This window comes from Rhodococcus sp. A14, from assembly GCF_011603105.1.
In the GTDB taxonomy this organism is placed as follows: Bacteria; Actinomycetota; Actinomycetes; order Mycobacteriales; family Mycobacteriaceae; genus Rhodococcus_F; species Rhodococcus_F opacus.
The window spans coordinates 1-19,681 of sequence record NZ_JAAOQS010000071.1 but is presented as its reverse complement, the minus strand read 5'-3'; the positions used below and the strand labels follow the sequence as shown (position 1 = coordinate 19,681).

At 70.0% G+C, this 19,681-nt stretch carries 15 protein-coding genes; 4 read left to right on the top strand and 11 right to left on the bottom strand.

The window, feature by feature from the left end; translation table 11 throughout:
• Window positions 1-16: 16 nt before the first annotated feature.
• The 8 genes from G9373_RS29750 to G9373_RS29715 all read right to left on the bottom strand — a co-directional run bounded on the left by G9373_RS29750 (window position 17) and on the right by G9373_RS29715 (window position 9,259).
• On the bottom strand, window positions 17-1,225 hold the full coding sequence (locus G9373_RS29750; RefSeq protein ID WP_064080292.1) for a histidine kinase: 1,209 nt from the start codon (window positions 1,223-1,225) through the stop codon (window positions 17-19).
• Window positions 1,222-1,587, bottom strand: a complete 366-nt coding sequence (locus tag G9373_RS29745) for an MmcQ/YjbR family DNA-binding protein (RefSeq protein WP_065489440.1) — start codon at window positions 1,585-1,587, stop codon at window positions 1,222-1,224. The genes G9373_RS29750 and G9373_RS29745 overlap by 4 nt, the downstream gene beginning before the upstream one ends.
• Window positions 1,584-2,831, bottom strand: coding sequence for a lipase family protein (locus G9373_RS29740; RefSeq protein ID WP_167118280.1), 1,248 nt, complete (start codon window positions 2,829-2,831; stop codon window positions 1,584-1,586). Before G9373_RS29740 ends, G9373_RS29745 begins: the two co-directional genes overlap by 4 nt.
• Complete coding sequence (locus tag G9373_RS29735) at window positions 2,828-4,444, bottom strand: Na+/H+ antiporter (protein ID WP_054246017.1); 1,617 nt, start codon at window positions 4,442-4,444, stop codon at window positions 2,828-2,830. The genes G9373_RS29740 and G9373_RS29735 overlap by 4 nt, the downstream gene beginning before the upstream one ends.
• Before the next feature lie 106 nt (window positions 4,445-4,550).
• Window positions 4,551-4,742 carry an antitoxin gene (locus G9373_RS29730; protein ID WP_005244012.1) on the bottom strand — a complete coding sequence of 64 codons (192 nt, stop codon included), beginning with the start codon at window positions 4,740-4,742 and terminating at the stop codon, window positions 4,551-4,553.
• Between the two features lie 124 nt (window positions 4,743-4,866).
• A complete protein-coding gene (locus G9373_RS29725; protein ID WP_005568485.1) occupies window positions 4,867-7,317 on the bottom strand; it encodes an HAD-IC family P-type ATPase in 2,451 nt (816 codons plus the stop codon).
• Between the two features lie 50 nt (window positions 7,318-7,367).
• Window positions 7,368-8,474 carry an MBL fold metallo-hydrolase gene (locus G9373_RS29720; RefSeq protein ID WP_133986160.1) on the bottom strand — a complete coding sequence of 369 codons (1,107 nt, stop codon included), beginning with the start codon at window positions 8,472-8,474 and terminating at the stop codon, window positions 7,368-7,370.
• A gap of 53 nt (window positions 8,475-8,527) precedes the next feature.
• Entirely contained in the window at window positions 8,528-9,259 is a 732-nt protein-coding gene (locus tag G9373_RS29715) for an enoyl-CoA hydratase (protein ID WP_005244016.1), read from the bottom strand.
• Window positions 9,260-9,402: 143 nt separating this feature from the next.
• Here G9373_RS29715 and G9373_RS29710 point away from each other — a divergent pair, with 143 nt between their 5' ends.
• Complete coding sequence (locus G9373_RS29710) at window positions 9,403-10,512, top strand: NAD(P)-binding domain-containing protein (protein WP_005260531.1); 1,110 nt, start codon at window positions 9,403-9,405, stop codon at window positions 10,510-10,512.
• Here the strand turns inward: G9373_RS29710 and G9373_RS29705 are convergent.
• Window positions 10,505-11,605, bottom strand: a complete 1,101-nt coding sequence (locus tag G9373_RS29705) for a lipase family protein (RefSeq protein WP_043790588.1) — start codon at window positions 11,603-11,605, stop codon at window positions 10,505-10,507. The two genes, G9373_RS29710 and G9373_RS29705, sit on opposite strands and share 8 nt — an antisense overlap.
• A gap of 117 nt (window positions 11,606-11,722) precedes the next feature.
• On the opposite strand from G9373_RS29705, the gene G9373_RS29700 reads away from it, so the two are divergent.
• Complete coding sequence (locus G9373_RS29700; RefSeq protein ID WP_167118277.1) at window positions 11,723-13,213, top strand: phospholipase D-like domain-containing protein; 1,491 nt, start codon at window positions 11,723-11,725, stop codon at window positions 13,211-13,213.
• On the opposite strand, the gene G9373_RS29695 is transcribed toward G9373_RS29700, so the two are convergent.
• A complete protein-coding gene (locus G9373_RS29695) occupies window positions 13,186-13,860 on the bottom strand; it encodes a hemerythrin domain-containing protein (RefSeq protein ID WP_043790590.1) in 675 nt (224 codons plus the stop codon). The two genes, G9373_RS29700 and G9373_RS29695, sit on opposite strands and share 28 nt — an antisense overlap.
• A 67-nt stretch (window positions 13,861-13,927) precedes the next feature.
• On the opposite strand from G9373_RS29695, the gene G9373_RS29690 reads away from it, so the two are divergent.
• Window positions 13,928-17,212 carry a BTAD domain-containing putative transcriptional regulator gene (locus G9373_RS29690; RefSeq protein ID WP_133986157.1) on the top strand — a complete coding sequence of 1,095 codons (3,285 nt, stop codon included), beginning with the start codon at window positions 13,928-13,930 and terminating at the stop codon, window positions 17,210-17,212.
• A gap of 58 nt (window positions 17,213-17,270) precedes the next feature.
• Window positions 17,271-19,376, top strand: a complete 2,106-nt coding sequence (locus G9373_RS29685) for an MMPL family transporter (protein ID WP_167118274.1) — start codon at window positions 17,271-17,273, stop codon at window positions 19,374-19,376.
• On the opposite strand, the gene G9373_RS29680 is transcribed toward G9373_RS29685, so the two are convergent.
• Window positions 19,336-19,681, bottom strand: a 346-nt coding sequence (locus G9373_RS29680; protein ID WP_240960813.1) for a tail fiber domain-containing protein, incomplete at its 5' end; no start/stop codon positions are given. The genes G9373_RS29685 and G9373_RS29680 overlap by 41 nt on opposite strands.

Genomic DNA, 19,681 nt, shown 5'->3' with positions numbered 1-19,681 from the left:
CACGGACTCTTCCCGTTCACGTCGAGATCCCCCGCCGGAACTTCGGGACGCGCATGCTCACCTTGGTGCCCGCACCGGGCGCGGTCTCCACCACGAGTCCGTAGTCGTTGCCGAACGCGGCGCGCAGGCGGTCGTCGACGTTGGCGAGCCCGACGTGCGCCGCCTCCTTCACCCCCGACGTCTCGGCCACCGAGTCCAGCGACCCCGACCGCAGCAGGTCGGGATCCATGCCGACCCCGTCGTCCTCGACGCTGATCACGCAGTCGGTGCCCTCGTCGGCGGCGACGATGCTGACGGTGCCACCGTCCGGTTTGGCGGCGATTCCGTGCCGCACCGCGTTCTCGACCAGCGGTTGCAGCGCGAGGAACGGCAGCACCACGTTCAGCACCTCCGGCGCCACCTGCAATTTCACCGCGAGGGCGTCGCCGAACCGGGCGCGCTCGAGGGTGAGGTAACGGTCGATGTTGCGTAGTTCGTCGGCCAGCAGGGTGAACTCCCCTGCCGTACGGAACGAGTACCGCGTGAAGTCGGCGAACTCGAGAATCAGTTCCCGGGCGCGATCGGGATCGGTGCGGACGAACGACGCCACCGTGTTCAGCGCGTTGTAGATGAAATGGGGGCTGATCTGCGCGCGCAGCGCCCGGACCTCGGCGCGGTCGAGTCGGGCGCGGGACGCGTCGAGGTCGGCGAGTTCGATCTGGCTGCACGCGTACCGGGCGACCTCCGTGACGGCGCCGAGCATGCCCGGACCAGGGTCTTCCGTGGTGACGATGCCGAGCACCCCGACCACGCCGGTGGCCTCGATGAGCAGGGGCTGGGCGATCAACGCCCGCACCGCGTTGTCGCCCGCGCCCCGGACGAGGCCACCGTAGGCGACGAGCACCCGGCGCTCCCCGTCGACGGCGCGGGCGGCCGCGTCGTGCAGTTGTTCGGTCATGGCTTCGTGCGGTCCGCTCCATGCGAGCAGGTCACCGGCGGCGTCGAAGACGCCCAGCGCCTGCGCGCCGGTCAGCTGGCGCAGGTGCGGCGCGGCCTCCTCCGCCGACGTCTCGTCGAGTCCCCGCCGCAACGGGCGCGCCGCCAGCGACGCCGTGTGCAGGGTGGTGTGAACGGCCCGTTCGGTGGGGGTCGTCAGCTCGCGCCGGGCGCGCAGCCACACCGCGGTGAACGCGACGACGGGAATGAGGACGAGCAACGCGACGACGGCGACGACGGTTCCCGTCATTCGCCGGCGTCCAGTCGGGCGATCAGGGTCTTCGGGGCGACGGTGCGGTAGGCGTCCTCGACGATGTCGGCGACGTCGTCCCAATCCTGCGGGACGTCGAGATAGACGCCGATCCACCCGCGTCCCCCGACGTACGGCGGGACGAAGAACCTGCCGGGATCACGCTGCACCCAATCCTGCTGCGCTCCCGGCGGAGCCGCCGCCCAGAACGACACCCGGTCGTCGTGGTGACGGTCGGCGAGTGACGCGAACTGCGGTGCCTTGCGGACGAACCACGCCGGTTCGCCGTGACTGACCCGTTCCGTCGCCTCGGGCAGGGCGAGGCACAGCGTCCGCAGCCGTTCGAGATCGCCGTTTTTCACGGTGTTCCTCCCTCGGGACACGTGTCGGGTGCGGGCACGCCGGCGAAGCGGTCGGCGATCCACTGCACCGCGCCGGGGACGGAGCGCCCGTCGGCGTGCCCTTCGCCGGGCCGGGAGTCGAACTCGACGACGTCGCCGAGTGCGCACGCGTGGTCGACGGACTGCGAAGTCCATTGCGGCAGAATGAGGTTGTCCCGCTCCCCCACGACGACGAGCATCGGCCCGCCCGCCCCGTTCTTCGGCAGGGCGATGTCCTCGAGCCACCCTCGCATGCGCTCGGCGTCGGCCTCCGTCCGCGGACCCGTGTCGGCCGGGGTGAGTTGGGTTGCCACCGTCCACTTCTCGGGGAGCTTCGCGGCGACGCACGACAGCGTGACGTCGGGAGTGGCGGCGAGCGCGCCGCGCATGTAGTCGTCCGGATTCAGCTCGGGGTGCACCACCTTCAGTCCCTCGAGGAGGTAGGGAAGGAACATCTTCTGCGGCCACGACAGAGGTTCGACGGTCCCGTCGGCGACGATCCCCGACAGATCGGCCGCGGGTGACAGGTTCGCCGAGCCGACGAACTCCAGCCCGTCGCCGTAGTCGTCGGCGTGCTCGGCCGCGGACCACGACGCCTGACCGCCCTGAGAGACCCCGATCGCCGCCCAGCGCGTCGACGCGTCCGGCACCAAGTTGCGCGCCGCCCGGACCGCGTCGATCAGGTCGTAGGCGGCGGTGTCGGGTTCGAGGTAAGGATGTGGGCCGTCGGTGCCGAGTCCTTGGTAGTCGGTGACGGTCACGACGTACCCCCGCTGCAGCAGCGGGCGGACGAGGTTCGTCGTGCCCAGCAGGGTCGGCGACGACGAGGGGGCGCACTCGTCGGTGACGCCGGTGGTGCCGTGCCCGACCGTGACGACGGGCCGGCCGCCGTCCGGTGCGGGGCCTGCGGGAGTGAAGACCGTGCCCACGACCTCCGAGCCGCCGCCGTCGACACCGGACGTCGACCGGTAGACGACCCGGGTGGCCGTCGCGCCGAGTGCGGTGATCGCCGGATCGATGTCGGGCACCGCCTCCTGGCTCATCAGTGCGCCACGCTGATCCCCTGTCGGCGCCTGCGGAACGGAAGGGGCGGAGGGTGCGGCCAGCGAGGTGGTGGGAGACGGGCCCGGGGACGCCTCGTCCGTGGCGCAGGCGGTCAGCGCTACGACACCGGCAAGGGCGACCACGGCGGTTCGCACCGGACGCACACCCACCTCGCACCTCATTCGCGACGTCTCCGCACCCGCTCCTCGGCTGCTGCCTCCTCCACATCGAGGCCTTCCAACACGCTACGCATCACCTCGTCGTCGAGCGTGCCCGCGTCGCGGGCGGCGATGATCGCCTCGCGTTGCGCGCGCAGGGCCGCGCGACGGTAGTGGTCGAACAGTGCGCCGGCCCGCTGCTTCTCCGCGGCGTCTTCCGCTTCCTCGGCCTGGAGCCGCGCCCGCATCGACCGCCGCACCCGGTCGAGGATGTCGGTCAGGTCGGCTCGGTCGATTCCCTCCGGCGGGTGTGCGGCGAACTCGACGAGGGCCCGTTCGCCTGCGTCGCGGGAGATCGCGCGGGCCAGCTTCACCTGTTCCTCCTCGCGCTCGCGTTCGCCGGGATCCGCCAGATCGAGTCTCCGGATCAGCAGCGGCATGGTGGCGCCCTGGATCAGCAGCGTGCCGACGGCCACGACGAACGCGATCGCCTGGATCACCTCGCGCCCCGGGAACGGCTGCCCGCTCGCGATGACCACGGGCACACCGGACGCGGCGGCGAGCGTGACGACCCCACGCATTCCCGCCCAGGACACGACGAGGCTCTCCCGCCATCCGAGTTCCACCGAGCCGCCCGGCGCCTCGATCGCCAGCCCGACCCGGCGGCGGAGCCAGTGCAGCAGGATCCACGCCGGCCGTATCGCCATGACCACGAAGAGGACCGCGAAGCCGTAGAAGAAGACGTGGTGCACCGGTAGGCCCTGGTCTCGGACGTCGTCGATGACGAACTTCAGTTGCAGTCCCATGTAGGCGAACACGAACATCTCGAGCAGGAGGTCGACGCTCTCCCACAGCGACCGCTCCTGGATGCGGGTGGCCACGGAGGCGTCGGTGGCCTTGTGCCCCATCAGGAACCCCGCGGCGACCACCGACAGCACACCAGAGGCGTGCACCTCCTCGGCGGCGAGGTACGCGGCGAACGGGAGCATCAGCCCCAGCACCGTTTCCAGCGGGGAATCGTACATGCGGTGACGCACCCACTCGACGATCTTGGCGAGCACCAGTCCGATCAGGACCCCGCCGACCACCTCGTAGCCGAAGAACACCACGGGGTGGACCGGGATCTTCGCCCCGACGACAGCGGAGACGGCGACGGTGAACAGGGTCAGCGCGGTGGCGTCGTTGACGAGTCCCTCACCGGTGAGGATCGCGATCACCCGGTTCGGCAGGCCGAGCCTGCGGCCGACCGCGACGGCACTGACCGCGTCCGTCGGCGCGACCACGGCGCCGAGGACCAGGGCCGCGCCGAGCGTGAATTCGGGGACCAGCCAGTTGGAGAAGAAGGCCACCCCGATGGCGGTCGCCAGGACGGTGAAGATCCCCAGCCGGAGAATCGGTGCGAGGTGGCGCCGGAACGTGGCCACCGAGAACTTGAGCGCCGCGGAGTACAGCAGCGGCGGCAGCACCACACCGAGAATGGCCTCCGGGTCCAGTTCGAGGCGCGGCATCCCGGGGATGAACGACGCCGCCGACCCGATCGTCACGAGCACCAGCGGCGCCTGCAGGTCCCGGCGCTTCGCGAAACTCGTCACCGCGATGGCCGCGATGATGACGAGGAGCACGAGGACGCCGTTCACGACACCGATTCTGCCGCGCCTGCCCGCCGTGCGCGGGTCATCTCCGAAGACGCGCGTGGGCCCCGGTCCGAGAACCGGGGCCCACGCGCGTCTGTGTGAGAAGTGTTCACTCCTTCGGAGGAACAGCCTTCTTCGCCGCGTCGGCGGCCTTGTCGATCTTGTCGCTGTACTTGCCGCCGGTCTTGCTGTCCGCGACGTCGGCGGCCTTGTCGATGGCGCCGTGAACCTTGTCCGCGTTCTGCGAAGCGGCTTCCCTCCCCTTGCCCAGCAGGCCCTTCAGTGTGTCGACGAAACTCATCGTTCTTCCTCCTCCGGTGCATGCGCACGCATTCCGACCGAGTTCGATCACTCGCCGTGCACCCAGTCTCACAGCATTGACTCGGCGACGCCAACCGTTCGAATCGTCGCGAGCGGTAATCGCGTCAGTGCACGCCCGGCAGGTCTTCCGGCACCGCGAAGAGGCGGCGATGCTCACCGTGCAGGCGGCCCGTCACCCACCATCCGATTTCGACGAGAACCACTCCCACGAGCCCGCACACGAGAGCGGAGGTCGTGGCGCCGACGTCGGTCGGATCGAGTTTGAAGAACTCCCGCGTGAACGGCAACGCGAACAGGATGAGATATCCCGCTACGGATCCGAAGATCAGCACCAGCTTCCACCACACGTACGGCCGCGCGACCACGGCCAGCACCCACAGCGCGATCATGATGAGGGTGATCAGTGCCGACGTGCCCGCCTGGATCTTCTGCGTCTCCGTCTGATCCGGGCCGGCGTAGACGAGGAGATACGAAATGAACGTCGTGACACCGATGATCACGCCCGACGGCACGGCGAGACGCATCACGCGCGGCACGAAGCCGGAGCGCGCCCGCTCGTTGTTGGGAGCCAGCGACAAGATGAACGCAGGAATGCCGATGGTGAACCAGGCGGCGATCGTCACGTGCCGCGGCAGGAACGGATACGGCACGGGCTCGAAATGGAAGATCTGCGACAGCACACCGGTAATGCCGATGAGGAACGCCAGAAGCACCGAGTACACGGTCTTGGTGAGGAACAGGTTCGAGACGCGTTCGATGTTGCCGATCACCCGGCGGCCCTCACCCACCACGTAGGGCAGGGTGGCGAACTTGTTGTCCAGCAACACGATCTGCGCCACCGCGCGGGTGGCGGGGCTGCCCGAGCCCATCGACACCCCGATGTCGGCGTCCTTGAGGGCCAGCACGTCGTTGACGCCGTCGCCGGTCATCGCGACGGTGTGACCGCGAGACTGCAGGGCCCCCACCATCTCCCGCTTCTGATCGGGGCGCACGCGGCCGAACGTGGTGGACGTTTCCAGGGTCTCGGCGAGGGCGTCGCGGTCGTCGGGCAGTTCGCGGGCGTCGACGGGACGGTCGCCGCCGGGCAGTCCGAGCGATCCGGCCACGGCGCCGACCGACACGGCGTTGTCACCCGAGATGACCTTCACCGTGACGTTCTGGCTCGCGAAGTACTCGAGGGTGCCGCGGGCGTCGGGACGCACCCGCTGCTCCAAGATCACCAGCGCCCGGGGTGTGATCGCACCCGGCGCCGCGGGGTGGTCGACCGGAACGTCGCAACTGCCGAGCAGGAGCACCCGCAGTCCCGAGGACCCCACTTCCTCGGCCTGCCTGGCCATGTCGCTGCCGGGGTCGAGCAGGACGTCCGGCGCACCGAGGACCCAGTTGCCGTGGGTGCCGTACGACTGTCCGCTCCACTTCTCGGCCGAGGAGAACGGCGCCTCCGCGGTGGCGTCACCCCACCCGGGGTCGTCGGGAAACGCCTCCTTGATCGCGAGGACGCTGGCGTTCGGCCGCGGGTCGGACGCCGCCATCGCGGCGAGTGCCGCACGGGACGGTTCGGTGTCGGCGGTGTCGGCGCAACGCAGTTCCGACAGCCGCATGCCGTTCTCGGTGAGCGTTCCGGTCTTGTCTGCGCACACCACGTCGACGCGCGCGAGACCTTCGATGGCGGGCAACTCCTGCACGAGGCACTGCCGCTGACCGAGCCGGACCACCCCGACCGCGAACGCGATCGACGTCATCAGCACCAGTCCCTCCGGCACCATCGGGACCAGCGCGGCCACCATCCCGCTCAGCGCCGGCCGGATCGACTCGCCGCTGGAGAACAACTGGTTGTAGATGATCAGCAGACCGGCCGGAATCATCAGATACGTGATGAATTTCAGGATCTTGTCGATGCCGCTGCGCAACTCCGAGTGCACGAGCGTGAACTTGCTGGCCTCGTCCGCGAGTTTGGCGGCGTACGCGTCGCTTCCGACCTTCGTGGCGCGGTAACAGCCGCTGCCGGACGCGACGAAGCTTCCCGACAGCACCTGCTGGCCGGCGTCCTTGTGCACGGGGTCGGCCTCACCGGTGAGGAGGGATTCGTCGATGTCGAGGGACATCGCCTCGACCACGACACCGTCGACGACGATCTGGTCGCCGGCGCCGAGCTCGATGATGTCGTCGAGCACGACCTCCCGGGGTGCCATCGCGACGGCGGCACCGTCGCGGCGCACCACCGGTTTGGTCTGGCTGACGATCGCGAGCTTGTCGAGGGTCCGCTTGGCCCGCACTTCCTGGATGATGCCGATCCCGCTGTTGGCGATGATCAACAGGCCGAACATGCCGTCGATGATCGAACCGGAGGCCAGCACGATGATCAGGAGGACACCGAGGATCGCGTTGATCCGGGTGAACACGTTGGCGCGGACGATGTCGCGTACCGATCGGCTGGCCCGATCGGGCACGTCGTTGGTCTTGCCTGCCGCCACCCGCTCCGCCACCTGGGCGGCCGTCAACCCCTCCACTGCGACGACTGCAACGCTGTCGGTGCCCGTTTCGTCGTATGCCATGGTCAAAGGCTACGCAACGAGGCTTCGCTCGGAGGGGATGCGCGCCGGACTCAGCCGAGCGCGGACCACCACGGTGTCTGGGCCGCCGGCTTCAACGCGTCGATGCGCTGTCCGGGCATCGGCACGGCCACCGGGGTGCCCTTCTCCTGCGCGGCCGCGAGCAGCCGGACGATCGGCTCGGACCACGCGTGGAACGCGAGATTGAACGTGGCCCAGTGCACCGGCACCAGCAGACCGCGGGTGCCGTCGCCGCCGTTGAGGTCGACGTGGGTCTGCACCGCCTCCTCCGGGTTCATGTGGATGTCGGCCCACCGCGTGTCGTAGGCGCCGACGGGCAGCAGCGTGAGATCGAACGGCCCGTACCGGCGGCCCAGGTCGGCGAACCGCGGCGTGTACCCGCTGTCGCCGCCGAAGAACACCTTCCGGTTCGGTCCGGCGAGCACCCACGACGCCCACTGGGTGGTGTTGCGTACCAGCCCGCGCCCGGAGAAGTGCCGGGCCTCGGTGCACGTGAGCGTGAGTGCGCCGAACGTCGTCGACTCGTCCCAGTCGAGTTCCACGATCCGCTCCTCCGGCACCCGCCACTGCCGCAGGTGCGCACCGAGCCCGACCGGAACGACGAACGGCGCCTTCTGCGTGGCGGCGAGTTGCTGCACGGTGGCCATGTCGAGGTGGTCGTAGTGATCGTGCGAGACGACGATCGCGTCCAGAACGGGCAGGTCGGCCAGCGGGACCGGGGTCGGGTGCATGCGGGACGGACCGAGAATCGCGGACGGCGACACCCGATGACTCCACACCGGGTCGGCCAGCACCCGGAACCCGTCGACCTCGACGAGCACGCTCGAATGGCCGTACCAGGTGACCGCTGCATCGGCGGCCTCGACGGGCGCGAGGGGTGTCGCGAGCGGGATCGGCCTGCGCGGGCGTCCCGCGCTGCCCCGCGTGATCAGTGCCTTGACGATCCCGGTCTCCGATCCGGGCAGCATCATGCTGCTCGGATCGGTGTTGTGGAATTGCCGGTCGCGGTACCGCGGCGACGTCGCGGCGTACGGGCGCACCTTGGCACGCGACGCACCGATCTGAGACGGAAGCCCCCACGCAGCCCGCGTCAGCCACCCGAGGGCGGCGGTGGCCAAAACAGTCGTCACAGCGTTCATCGCTTTCACCCCGACAACTGTAACCACGCGTGCGGGAAAGGTGCGGCGAGCGGCTACTGACCCCGGAAGACCGGCGGACGCTTCTCGGCGCGTGCCGCGCGCGCTTCCTGCGCGTCGTAGCTCTTCCACGCCGCATGCAACGCCGCGAGCTGCTCGGGCGGCGGCGGGCTCTGGGTGCCGTCGTCGTTGAGCACCATCTTGAGGTGCTGCAGCGACAGCGGCGCCAGGCGCGCGATCGAGTGCGCCCACTGCTGTGCGACGGCGAGGTCGCCGCGCTTGTTGGCGAGGCCGTGCGCGAGTGCCTCGTCCGCACCGACCTCCTCCGCACCGAGCAGGATCGTTCGTGCCGGTCCGCCGCCGATCAGGGCGGCCAGACGGTGCACCGTCCACCGGTCCACGGAGATCCCGAGTTTGGCGGCCGGGATGGCGAAGCGCGCCTCGGGAGCGACCACACGCAGGTCCGCGGCGAGCGCCAGCTGGCTGCCCGCGCCGATCGCGGGGCCGTTGATCGCGGCGATGACGGGGACGGGCACCGAGTCGATGGTGTGCAGCATCTCGAGCAGGGTGTCCGTGAATCCGTCGGCGTACACGTCGCCCGACAGGTCGGCGCCGGCGCAGAACGCGCTGCCCTGCCCTGTGAGGACGATCACCCGCGCGCCGTCGGTGACGGACTTCTCCGTCTCCTCCCGCAGGAGTTCGCAGATCTCGGTGTTCAACGCATTGCGACGGTCGGGGCGTTGCAGTTCGAGGGTGAAGACGTCGCCGTCACGACTCGTCCCGATCATGTCCACTCGCTTTCTTCGTGATTGCTGTCCACTGACGAATTCTCCCCTGCCCACCCGACTGGACGTCTTCAGCCAACCACAGCCGAATCGGCCGGAACACACGAGGCTCTCCGGTAGTTGTGAGGGGGGAGGTGAGGACCGACATGAACAGCGATGTGGACGTGGCCGTGATCGGCGCGGGGCAGGCGGGGCTGTCTGCCGCCTACTATCTGCGCAGGTTCGGGGTGGAACCGGAGTCCGGTTTCGTGGTGCTCGATCACGCCCCGGGGCCCGGCGGCGCGTGGCAGTTCCGGTGGCCGTCATTGACACTGAGCACCGTCAACGGTGTCCACGACCTTCCCGGGCTCGGCTTCGCCGACACGATCGGCGTGGACCCGAACGACCCGGAGGCCGCGCTGGTGCATGCGGCGGCCGCGGTTCCCCAGTACTTCGCGACATACGAGAAACAGTTCGAGTTGCCGGTGCACCGTCCCGTGCACACGCGGGTGGTGTGTGCGCGCGGCGAGCGTCTGCGGATCGAGACCGACCGCGGCGTCGTGTCGGCCCGCGGTCTGATCAACGCCACGGGTACGTGGGAACGCCCGTTCATTCCCCGCTACCCCGGCGCCGAGTCGTTCACCGGCCGCCAGGTGCACACCAAGGACTACGCCTCGGCGCAGGACTTCGCGGGACAGCACGTGCTCGTCGTGGGCGGTGGCATCTCGGCGGTGCAGTTGCTGGACGAGATCTCCCGCGTCACGACCACCACGTGGGTGACGCGCCGCCCACCGGAGTTCCGGGACGAGCCGTTCACGCCCGAGATCGGCCGTGCCGCCGTCGCTCTCGTCGAGGACCGGGTCCGGCGCGGGCTGCCGCCGGGTTCGGTGGTGTCGGTGACGGGACTGCCCGTGACGCCTGCGATCCGCGCCGCCCGCGAACGCGGGGTGCTGGCGCGGCAACCGATGTTCAGTGAGATCACCGCGGACGGGGTCCGGTGGTCGGACGGCCGCGAGCTGAAGGTCGATGTGATCCTGTGGTGCACCGGTTTTCGCAGTTCCCTCGATCACCTCGCGCCGCTGCGGTTGCGCGGGCCGGGCGGCGGGATCACGATGACGGGGCGCCTGGCCACCCAAGTGGCGTCGGATCCGCGGATTCACCTCGTGGGCTACGGCCCGTCGTCGTCGACGATCGGTGCGAACCGGGCGGGGCAGGCCGCGGCCCGCGAACTCACCCGGCACCTCGGCGTGCCGGCCGGATCCGAACGCCCTACCTGATCAGCGAGGCGACGAACGCCGCCTGGTCGGGGCCGGCCTGGTACATGCTGCCGAAGTGACCGCCCGAATACACGCGGTAGTCGAGATCGGTTCCTGCACTGTGCATCTCGGCGACAAGCTTCTCCGTCAGCGGGATCGGCACCGACGCGTCGGTGACCCCCTGGACGAGCAGCAGCGGTCGGTCGTAACCCGCGACCGGGACCTCGAGATATTCGCGCAACGCGTCCTGCAGCGCCGGGACGTCGAGTGCCCGCGACAGCATCTGCGCCACCGACACGTTGCGGGTCATGGCCGCGAACTGCCGGAACGGCACTTCGGGAGCGGCGTCCACGAACTGCTTCCCGACCGGGGTCAGGTAGCTGTCGATGTCCAGTTCGGGATACGCGTCACGGACCCCGGCGATCAGGTACGAGATGTACACGGTGAGACCGGCGAGGCCCTGCGGCGGAAACGACGGACCGCTCCAGTCCGCCACCATCTCGATGTTCGACGGCACCCCGTTCGCGACTGCCCCGCGGTAGTCGAGTTCCGGCGCGTACGTCGTGGCAGCGTGTGCGGCGAACACCGCGGCCTGCCCGCCCTGGGACAGTCCGACCGCCATCCACGTGGCGGAGAGATCGGCATCGATCGCCCTGGCGGCGCGCACGGAGTCCACGACGCTGCGCCCGGCGACCTTCCCGTCGAGGTAGGGCGGCACCCCGGGGGTGCCCAGGCCCACGTAGTCGGTGGCGGCCACGGCGTAACCGAGTTGCAGCCAGCTGCTCACGTAGTCGGAGGATTCCCTGTCGACTCCGGTCACGGACGGTGCGTCGGCGTCGGAGTCCCCGACCGTTCCGTGCGCCCACGCGATGACGGGCCAGCCTCCGGCGGGCGGTGAACCGGGCGGCACGAACACCATCCCGGTGCACGGGGTGATGCCGTGCCGGTCGGTGGTCAGATATGTCATCCGGTAGGCACTGCCGGTTCCGCGGAGCCAGAGTTCCGCCGGCAATTCGGACGAGGCGACGACCGTGCCGGGGCTCGAACCGGCCCGCAACGGAACCGCACCGACAGTTGGTGCCCACAGCACGCTGACCAGTGCGAGCAACGCCACGATGCGCCACCACCTCCGCACCTCTCAACGGTAGCTGCGCGGGGGTGGCGCAGTACTGTGAATCGTCCACCCGCAGGGGACGGGGTGGACGAACGAGACCGGGAGAGCGGAAAACACATGAGCGACGACGGCACGATCCTGACTCCCGGTGACACGTGCTGGCAGGTTGCCCACGCCGATCGTCTCGCGTGCATCGTCGATGCGGCGGACTACTTCCGCCATGCCAAGTCCGCGATGCTGCAGGCTCGCAGGCGCATCATCCTCATCGGCTGGGACTTCGACACGAGGATCAAGTTCGAGCCGGACGAGAAGACGCTCGAGGGCCCCAACCAGCTCGGCCGGTTCCTGGCCTGGCTGACGCGGGAACGCCCCGATCTCGACATCTACCTGCTCAAATGGAACATCGGGGCCTTTACCGCGATCGGGCGCGGCATGACGCCGATCTTCGTGGTCAACTGGGTGACCGACCGCCGCCTGCACTTCGAACTCGACGCCGCCCACCCCGTCGGCTCGGCGCACCACCAGAAGATCGTCGTCATCGACGACGCGCTCGCGTTCTGCGGCGGCATCGACATGACCGTGGACCGGTGGGACACCCCGGAACATCGGGACCGCAACCATTACCGGACGCAGCCGAACGGCAAGCGGTACGGGCCGTGGCACGACGCGACGACCGCCGTCGACGGGGACGCGGCGAAGGCCATCGGCGAGCTCGCCCGCACCCGGTGGAAGGCGGCAACGGGGCAGGATCTGGCGCCCGTCGACGAGATCGCGGGGAGGACTCCGTGGCCGGAGGGGCTGAAGCCGGCGATGCGCTCCGTCGACGTGGGCATCGCGCGCACGCTGCCGGAGCTCGCCGATCGGGACGAGGTCCGGGAGATCGAGGCCCTGTATCTGGCTGCGATCGCGGGCGCCGAGCGGACGCTGTACATCGAGAGTCAGTACCTGGCCTCCCGCACCCTCGCCGAGGCGATCGCCGCGCGACTACAGGAACCGGACGGACCGGAGATCGTGCTGGTGCTGCCGCGCAATGCCGACGGCTGGCTCGAGCAGAAGGCCATGGACGGCGCCCGCCGCCGGTTGCTGCACCTGCTCTGGCAGGCCGATACCGGGAACCGGCTGGGCGTCTACTACCCCGTCACGCCGGGCGGTGAGCCGATCTACGTCCACGCCAAGGTGCTGGTGATGGACGACCGGCTCCTGCGCGTGGGTTCGTCGAACCTCAACAACCGGTCGATGGGGTTCGACACCGAGTGTGATCTGGCGGTCGAGGTCACCGCGGACACAGCGAACGGTGAGGAGCTGCGGCAGACCATTCTCGGAATTCGCCGTCAGCTCGTCTGCGAGCACCTCGGTGTCCCGGCCGGGCTGTTCGAGGACACGCTGACCGAGACGTCGTTCCTGGGCACCGTGGAGGCACTGCGCGGCGGCGGCCGGACCCTCGAGAAGTTCGAGCCGGAGACGGTCGAGGACGAAGACAGTCCGCTGGCCGAGAACGAACTGATGGATCCCGAGCGCACACCACCCAGCCTCTGGGAGCGCACCAGCCGGGGCCGGCTGCGGCGCAGGGTGATCCGGCGTCAGAAGGCGGCCGGTTCGGTGCCGTAGATCCGCCGGTAGTCCTTGCGGAATGCCCGACGCCCCAGGATCGACCACGCCATCCTGGCCGCGAAGGGCATCTCCGACAGGAACATTCGACGCTCCTCGGGGGTCGCCCCATGAAGGATGAAGCCGAGGAACACCAGCAGCCGGTCCTTGGGGATCGACGCGCGGCCACGATCGCCAATCTCCTGCCATTCGGCGAGCGTCATGAACTGCTCCGCCATCGGGAGGATCCGCTGCTCCTCCTCGCCGAGGTGCTCGTCGAGCGCGGCGGACAGCGCGGTCAGCGTCTTCGCCAGCGGTTCGCCGTCCACCGCGTCCGCCGTGAACGCGGCACCCTGCGACTGCGCCCGCGACAGCAGCTCGGAGATGCGTTCGTGCTGTTCCTCCATCCGCAGCACCAGCGCCGCGTCGGTGGGCGCGCGGTCGAGCAGCTTCGGCCACAGCAGGTCGTCCTCACTCGTGTGATGGTGGTGCAGGGCGGTGGCGAGTTCCGCGAAGAACGTCACCACCTCCCCGGCCCGGGCGGTGTCGCCGGCGGGAACACCCCGGACGAGTGCGGGCAGCGCGGCGAACTGCCGACGGAAGCAGTCGTGGACCACCACCATCTCGCGGGTGTCGGGGCGGACGGTGTGAGCAGTTGACGTAGTCATGCATTCAGGGTCGGTTCGGCGTCTTGGAGAGGACTTGGAGGCCACTAGTGCTTACGCTTGCTGAACGATGCTGCGTATTCGAGTACTCGGGACGCTCGAGGCGGAGGACGAATCGGGGGCGGTGGACCTCGGCGGCCCCCGCCAGCGCGCCGTGCTCGCGTTGCTGCTCGTCGCGCGCGGCGAGGTGGTGCCGGTGGATCGGCTGATCGACGATCTCTGGCACGGCGCTCCCCCACCGCGGGCTGTCGGCGCGCTTCAGGCCTACATTTCGAACCTGCGCCGGGCGCTGGAGCCGCACCGCGCGCCCCGGGCGGACTCCACCGTCCTGGTGAGCCGGGCCCCGGGTTACGCGCTCACCCTGCCCCCGTCCGGTGTCGACGCGTGGGAGTTCGAGAACCTGGTCCGGTCTACCGCCGACACCGGGCGAGCCGATCTCGAGCGCGCACTGAGCCTGTGGCGGGGGCCTGCGTTCGCCGAGGTGGCCGGCGAGCACTGGGCTCTCGCCGAGATCGCCCGGCTCGAGGAACTGCGGGTGGTCGCGCGCGAACGTCTGGTGGCGTCCGCCCTCGCGAGCGGCGATGCGGCCGGCGCCGTGCTCGACGCGCAGACCCTCACCCGGGAACACCCGCTCCGGGAGGAGGGATGGCGGTTGCTCGCTCTGGCCCTGCACCGCAGCGGGAGACAGGCGGACGCCCTGGCCGCGTTACGCGAGGCCCGCGGCCGGCTGGCGAACGAACTCGGCCTCGACCCCGGTCCCGCCCTGACGGAACTCGAACGCCAGATCCTCACCGGCACCGTCCCGGCCGCACCCGCACCCGCCCTCGCCGCCGGGCCCGTCGACACCACCCCGGACCCCTGGTTCCTCGGCCGCAGCGAGGAAATGGCGACCCTGACCGATCTGATGGCCGACCCCGGCACCCCCGTGGTCCTCCTGGGCGGCGACGCCGGATCCGGGAAGTCGTCGCTGCTGCGCCGGTTCCGTCGAACGTTGCACGCCGCCGGGTGGCAGGTGGCGGTGGGTCGCTGCCCCGAAGTGGACGGCGCCCCGCCCGCGTGGGCGTGGGTGGAGATCCTGCGCGCACTGGCCGAGAAAGTCGACCCCGGCACCGAGACGGCCGCGCTGGCACCCCTGCTCTCCGACGACCGTTCGCACGCGGCGCGGCCGGACGCTCCGAGCGGACGGTTCCTGCTGCACCGTGCCGTCGCCGACTACATCGGGACCGTCCGCGAGCACGGTCCTCTCGCCGTCGTCCTCGACGACGTCCACCGCGCCGACGAGGACACCCTGGCGATCCTCGTGCGGCTCGCGCAGCAGCGGTCGCCGATCCTGCTGATCCTCGCGTTCCGCCCGGACGAGGTGGACCCGAACCTGGAGAACTGCTTCGCCGATCTCGCGTCACTGCAGCCGACACGCATCCGCCTGGGCGGACTCGGACCCGAGGATTCGGCCGAGCTGATCCGGCACGTGGCGGGTCGCGACCCCGATCCCGACACCCTCCGCGCACTCGCCGACCGCACCGGCGGAAACCCGTTCTACTTGCAGGAGAGCGCCCGGCTCCTGGCCAGTGAGGGTGAACTGGTGGCCACGTCGGAGGTGCCCGAGGGGGTGCGGGACGTCCTGCGCCGGCGGATCGCCCGTCTCCCCGAACTCACCGTGTCCGTTCTCCGGCTGGCCGCGGTCGTGGGCCGCGAATCCGACATCGACGTTCTCACCCGTGCCGCCGAAATCGACGAGGACGCCGTGTTCGACGCACTCGAATCGGGCGTGATCGCCGGACTTCTCGGCGAGCCGCGCGCCGGGACCGTCCGGTTCACGCACGCCCTCGTCCGCGACACGCTCTACTCCGACCTCACCCGGCTGCGCAGGAGCCGCTGGCACGCGCGGGTCGGGACGGCACTCGAGGAGCTGCGGCCGCACGACGTCGCGGCTCTCGCCCACCATTTCACGGAGGCGCTGTCTGCTGCCACCGCGCGGCAGGCACTCGACCACAATGTCGCGGCCGCGGCGCAGGCCGCCGATCGCTACGCCCACGACGCGGAGATCGCCTTCCTCGACAACGCCCTTCGAGCGGCCGACCGGTTGCCGCCGGACGCAGTGGCGTCCGTGGACGAGCGCGTCGAACTCCTCACCGAACTGAGCCGCACGCAACTCGCCGCCGGCAGCGGACTGGCGGGATCCCGTTCGCGGAGGCGGGCTCTCGCGCTCGCCCGGGACGCGGGCCGCACCGACCTGGCGATCCGGGTGCTCGCGTTCGTCGACACCCCGACGCCGTGGATCAATCGGCGATACGGCGAAGTGGACACGGCCGTCGTCGATCAGATCGAGGCGTTGCTGCGGCACGAGCAACTGGAACCGGCGGTGCGGTGCCGGCTGCTGGTGACACTCGTCCACGAGATCGGGGCGGAGGACCACGAGCGCACCGGTTCCGCGGTCCGGGAGGCCGAGACTCTCGCCCGCGACCTGGACGACCCGGTGCTGCTCGGGCTGGTGCTCTGCGCCGTCCACGCCGGCACCGGCTCCCCGACCAGCACGCTCGGCGACCACGTCATCGGCGACGAGCTGCTCCGGATCGGCGACCGGACGCAGCTTCCCGTGTTCACCATGCTGGGCCACCACCTGCTGGCCGAGATCGCCTCCGGCAACGGTGACATCCCGGCGATCGAACACCACATGGGCATCCAGTCGGAGCTGGCGGACCGGTATCAGTTCCAGCAGGCGCAGGCGACCCGGGAGATGAGCCGCGCGATGGTCGCTCACCTCACCGGCGATCTGGCCGCGGCGGAACGACACTACGGGCGCGGCCACGAGTTGATGACCCGGGCGGGTCTCGACGCCGACAGCGTCTTCGCCCTCGCACAGTTCACGCTCCGGCTCACCGAGGGACGCGCCGGGGAACTGGAGGCGGTGATCGAGACCGTCGACAGTGCCGCGACGGACGTGATCGCCGATCTGCACGCCCTCGCGCTACTCGGCAACGGCAAACCGGACCGGGCGCGTGAGGTCCGGCGTCACCTGCGCCCGGTCCGCCGCGACTTCTTCCACTCCCTGATGATGTCGCTGCGGGGCATCGTCGTCGCGCAGCTGGGTGAACGGGACGAGGCGGCCGCCGTGCACGCGGAGCTGAGCCCGTACAGCGGCCGGATCGGCGGCGGCGACACGGCGGCGTTCGCGGTCGGCCCTGTCGACACGATCCTCGGCGACCTCGAGGTGCTCCTCGACCGGCCCGAGGACGCCCGCACCCACTACGCGGCGGCGCTCGAACTGGCCGAACGTTGCGGCTGCCCGGCCTGGGTGGAGGCCGCGCGCACCCGGGTGACCACCCACCCAAGCGAGTTCCAAGTGGGCCACTAGCCGCCGGGCGCACAGTCGGAGGCGACAGAACCAACCGGCTTTCCTGGAGGCTCCCCCCATGAGTTCCCTGCTCGCGCGCCTCGGCTCGGCCGCCGCTGCCCACCCCTGGCGGGTGATCGCCACGTGGCTGACGCTGCTCGTTCTGGTGTTCGCCGCCGCGTCCGCGTTCGGTGGCACCAACCACGACGACTACAACGTGCCCGGTCTGCCGTCGCAGCGGGGGACGAATCTGCTGAGTGAACGATTCCCGGAGATGTCGGGAGCGGACGCCCGGGTGGTCGTGCACTCCGACAGCGGTCCGCTCGACCCCGCGGTCCTCACCGATCTCGGCACCAGGCTGGCCGACGTGAACGGTGTGAGCTCCGTGTCGCCGCCCCGCCTGTCCCAGGATTCCGACACGGCCGTGATCAGCCTCAACTACCGCATCCCGGTCACCGACTTCCACGGCAGCGAGGGAGTCGACGCCCTCGACGCCGCGGTGGCCGACACTCAGGCGCAGGGGCTGCAGGTGGAACTGGGTGGGCAGGTGCCGGAGAACATCTCCACGCCGTCGGGCACCGCCGAGGCGGTCGGCATGATCCTGGCGCTGATCATCCTGGTGTTCGCGTTCGGTTCCGTGGTGGCAGCCGGACTGCCCCTGGCCGTCGCACTCGTCGGCGTCGGCATCGGGTCGGGGCTCATCACGATCATGGCCGGGTTCACCAGCATCAGCACCATCGCCCCGACCATCGCCACGATGGTCGGCATCGGCGTCGGGATCGACTACGCGCTGCTGCTCGTCACCCGGTACACGGAGGGACTGCGGGCCGGCATGTCGGTGCGGGACGCCGTCGCGGCCGCCAACTCCACGGCCGGGACGTCGGTGATCTTCGCCGGCACCACCGTCCTCGTCTCCCTGTTCGGGCTGCGACTGTCCGGGCTGCCGATGTACGCGTCGTTCGGCTACGCCACATTCGCGATGGTCGGCATCGTGATGCTCACCTCGGTCACGGTGGTTCCCGCACTGTGCGGGTTGGCGGGCACGCGGGTGCTGGGCAAGCGGTCCCGTGCCCGGGCCGAACGTCGCACGACGTCGCCGCTGACGGAACGGTGGGCGATCCGGGTGAGCCGCCGCCCGTGGCTGTGGGCCCTGACGGCGCTCGGGGTGCTGCTCCTCCTGGCCGCGCCGGTTCTGGGCATGCGGACGTGGCCGCAGGACGCGGGCAGCGCGCCGGCCGCCAACACGATCCGTCAGGCGTACGACCTTATCGACTCCGAGTTCGGGCCCGGCGCCAACGGACCCCTGATGGTGGCGGTCGACCTGAACAAGGTTCCGGCAGCGGAGCTTCCGGCCCTCGCGCGCGAACTGGCAGCCGAACCCGGGGTGGCCTCGGTGACGCCCGTACTGATGAACGCCGACTCGACGGCCGCGCTGATCTCGGTGCAGCCGACCACCGGTCCCAGCGACCCCCGCAGTACCGAACTGCTGGAGCGGATCCGGTCCGACGCGGCCGACGGCGTCCACGTCACCGGACTCACCGCGACGTTCGCCGACATCTCCGCCCGCCTCGCCGAACGGCTGTGGCTGGTGATCGCGTTCGTCGTCGCACTGTCGGTGGTGCTGCTCACGTTCGTGTTCCGCGCGCCGGTGGTCGCGGTGAAGGCGGCCGTGATGAACCTGCTGTCGGTGGCCGCCGCCTACGGCGTGATGGTGATGGTGTTCCAATGGGGTTGGGGCGCGCAGCTACTCGGACTTCCGCACGCGCTTCCCGTGTCGAGTTGGGTGCCGATCCTGATGTTCACCATCCTGTTCGGACTGTCGATGGACTACGAGGTGTTCCTGCTCTCCCGGATACGTGAGCGCTGGCTCGACACGGGCGACTCGCATCGGAGCGTCGTCGAGGGACTGGCGTCGACGGGCCGGGTGATCACGAGCGCCGCGGCAATCATGGTGGCGGTGTTCGCCGGGTTCGCGCTCGACGGGGACGTGACCGTGAAGATGATGGGCGTCGGCCTCGCGACCGCGGTCCTCATCGACGCGACGATCGTGCGGATGGTGCTGGTGCCTGCCACGATGTACCTGCTGGGCAACGCCAACTGGTGGCGGCCGGGCGGACGCCGGGACGCAAAACCGGACTCGGACGCTACCTCCGCAGGCGTTCCACTTCCGCTTCGAGCGCGATGACGCGCCGGTACAGGGCCTGGATGCTCGCCATGCACACCCCGTTCGCGTCGACCATCGCGATGCGGCGGTCGTTGGAACCGAGACCGAATGCGGTGGCGAAATCCTGTGCCATCGGGCCCAGGTGCCGCACCGATTCGTGATCGAAACCGTAGGTCCAGACGCTGAGCGGCATGTCGACGAGACGTTCGAGCACCTCACCGGCACTGGCGGGCGGCGTCTGGACGGCAACACCGCGTTTGCGGGTCAGGATCGAGTGAAACCACGCCAGCGGGTGGCGGGTCCGGGCCGCTGTTCGCGCCCGGACC

Bases quoted from the DNA above. Each gene is read 5' to 3' on its own strand.
- G9373_RS29750 (WP_064080292.1), bottom strand. From the start codon at position 1,225: ATGACGGGAACCGTCGTCGCCGTCGTCGCGTTGCTCGTCCTCATTCCC.
- G9373_RS29740 (WP_167118280.1), bottom strand. From the start codon at position 2,831: ATGAGGTGCGAGGTGGGTGTGCGTCCGGTGCGAACCGCCGTGGTCGCC.
- G9373_RS29730 (WP_005244012.1), bottom strand. From the start codon at position 4,742: ATGAGTTTCGTCGACACACTGAAGGGCCTGCTGGGCAAGGGGAGGGAA.
- G9373_RS29725 (WP_005568485.1), bottom strand. From the start codon at position 7,317: ATGGCATACGACGAAACGGGCACCGACAGCGTTGCAGTCGTCGCAGTG.
- G9373_RS29720 (WP_133986160.1), bottom strand. From the start codon at position 8,474: ATGAACGCTGTGACGACTGTTTTGGCCACCGCCGCCCTCGGGTGGCTG.
- G9373_RS29715 (WP_005244016.1), bottom strand. From the start codon at position 9,259: ATGATCGGGACGAGTCGTGACGGCGACGTCTTCACCCTCGAACTGCAA.
- G9373_RS29710 (WP_005260531.1), top strand. From the start codon at position 9,403: ATGAACAGCGATGTGGACGTGGCCGTGATCGGCGCGGGGCAGGCGGGG.
- G9373_RS29700 (WP_167118277.1), top strand. From the start codon at position 11,723: ATGAGCGACGACGGCACGATCCTGACTCCCGGTGACACGTGCTGGCAG.
- G9373_RS29695 (WP_043790590.1), bottom strand. From the start codon at position 13,860: ATGACTACGTCAACTGCTCACACCGTCCGCCCCGACACCCGCGAGATG.
- G9373_RS29690 (WP_133986157.1), top strand. From the start codon at position 13,928: ATGCTGCGTATTCGAGTACTCGGGACGCTCGAGGCGGAGGACGAATCG.
- G9373_RS29685 (WP_167118274.1), top strand. From the start codon at position 17,271: ATGAGTTCCCTGCTCGCGCGCCTCGGCTCGGCCGCCGCTGCCCACCCC.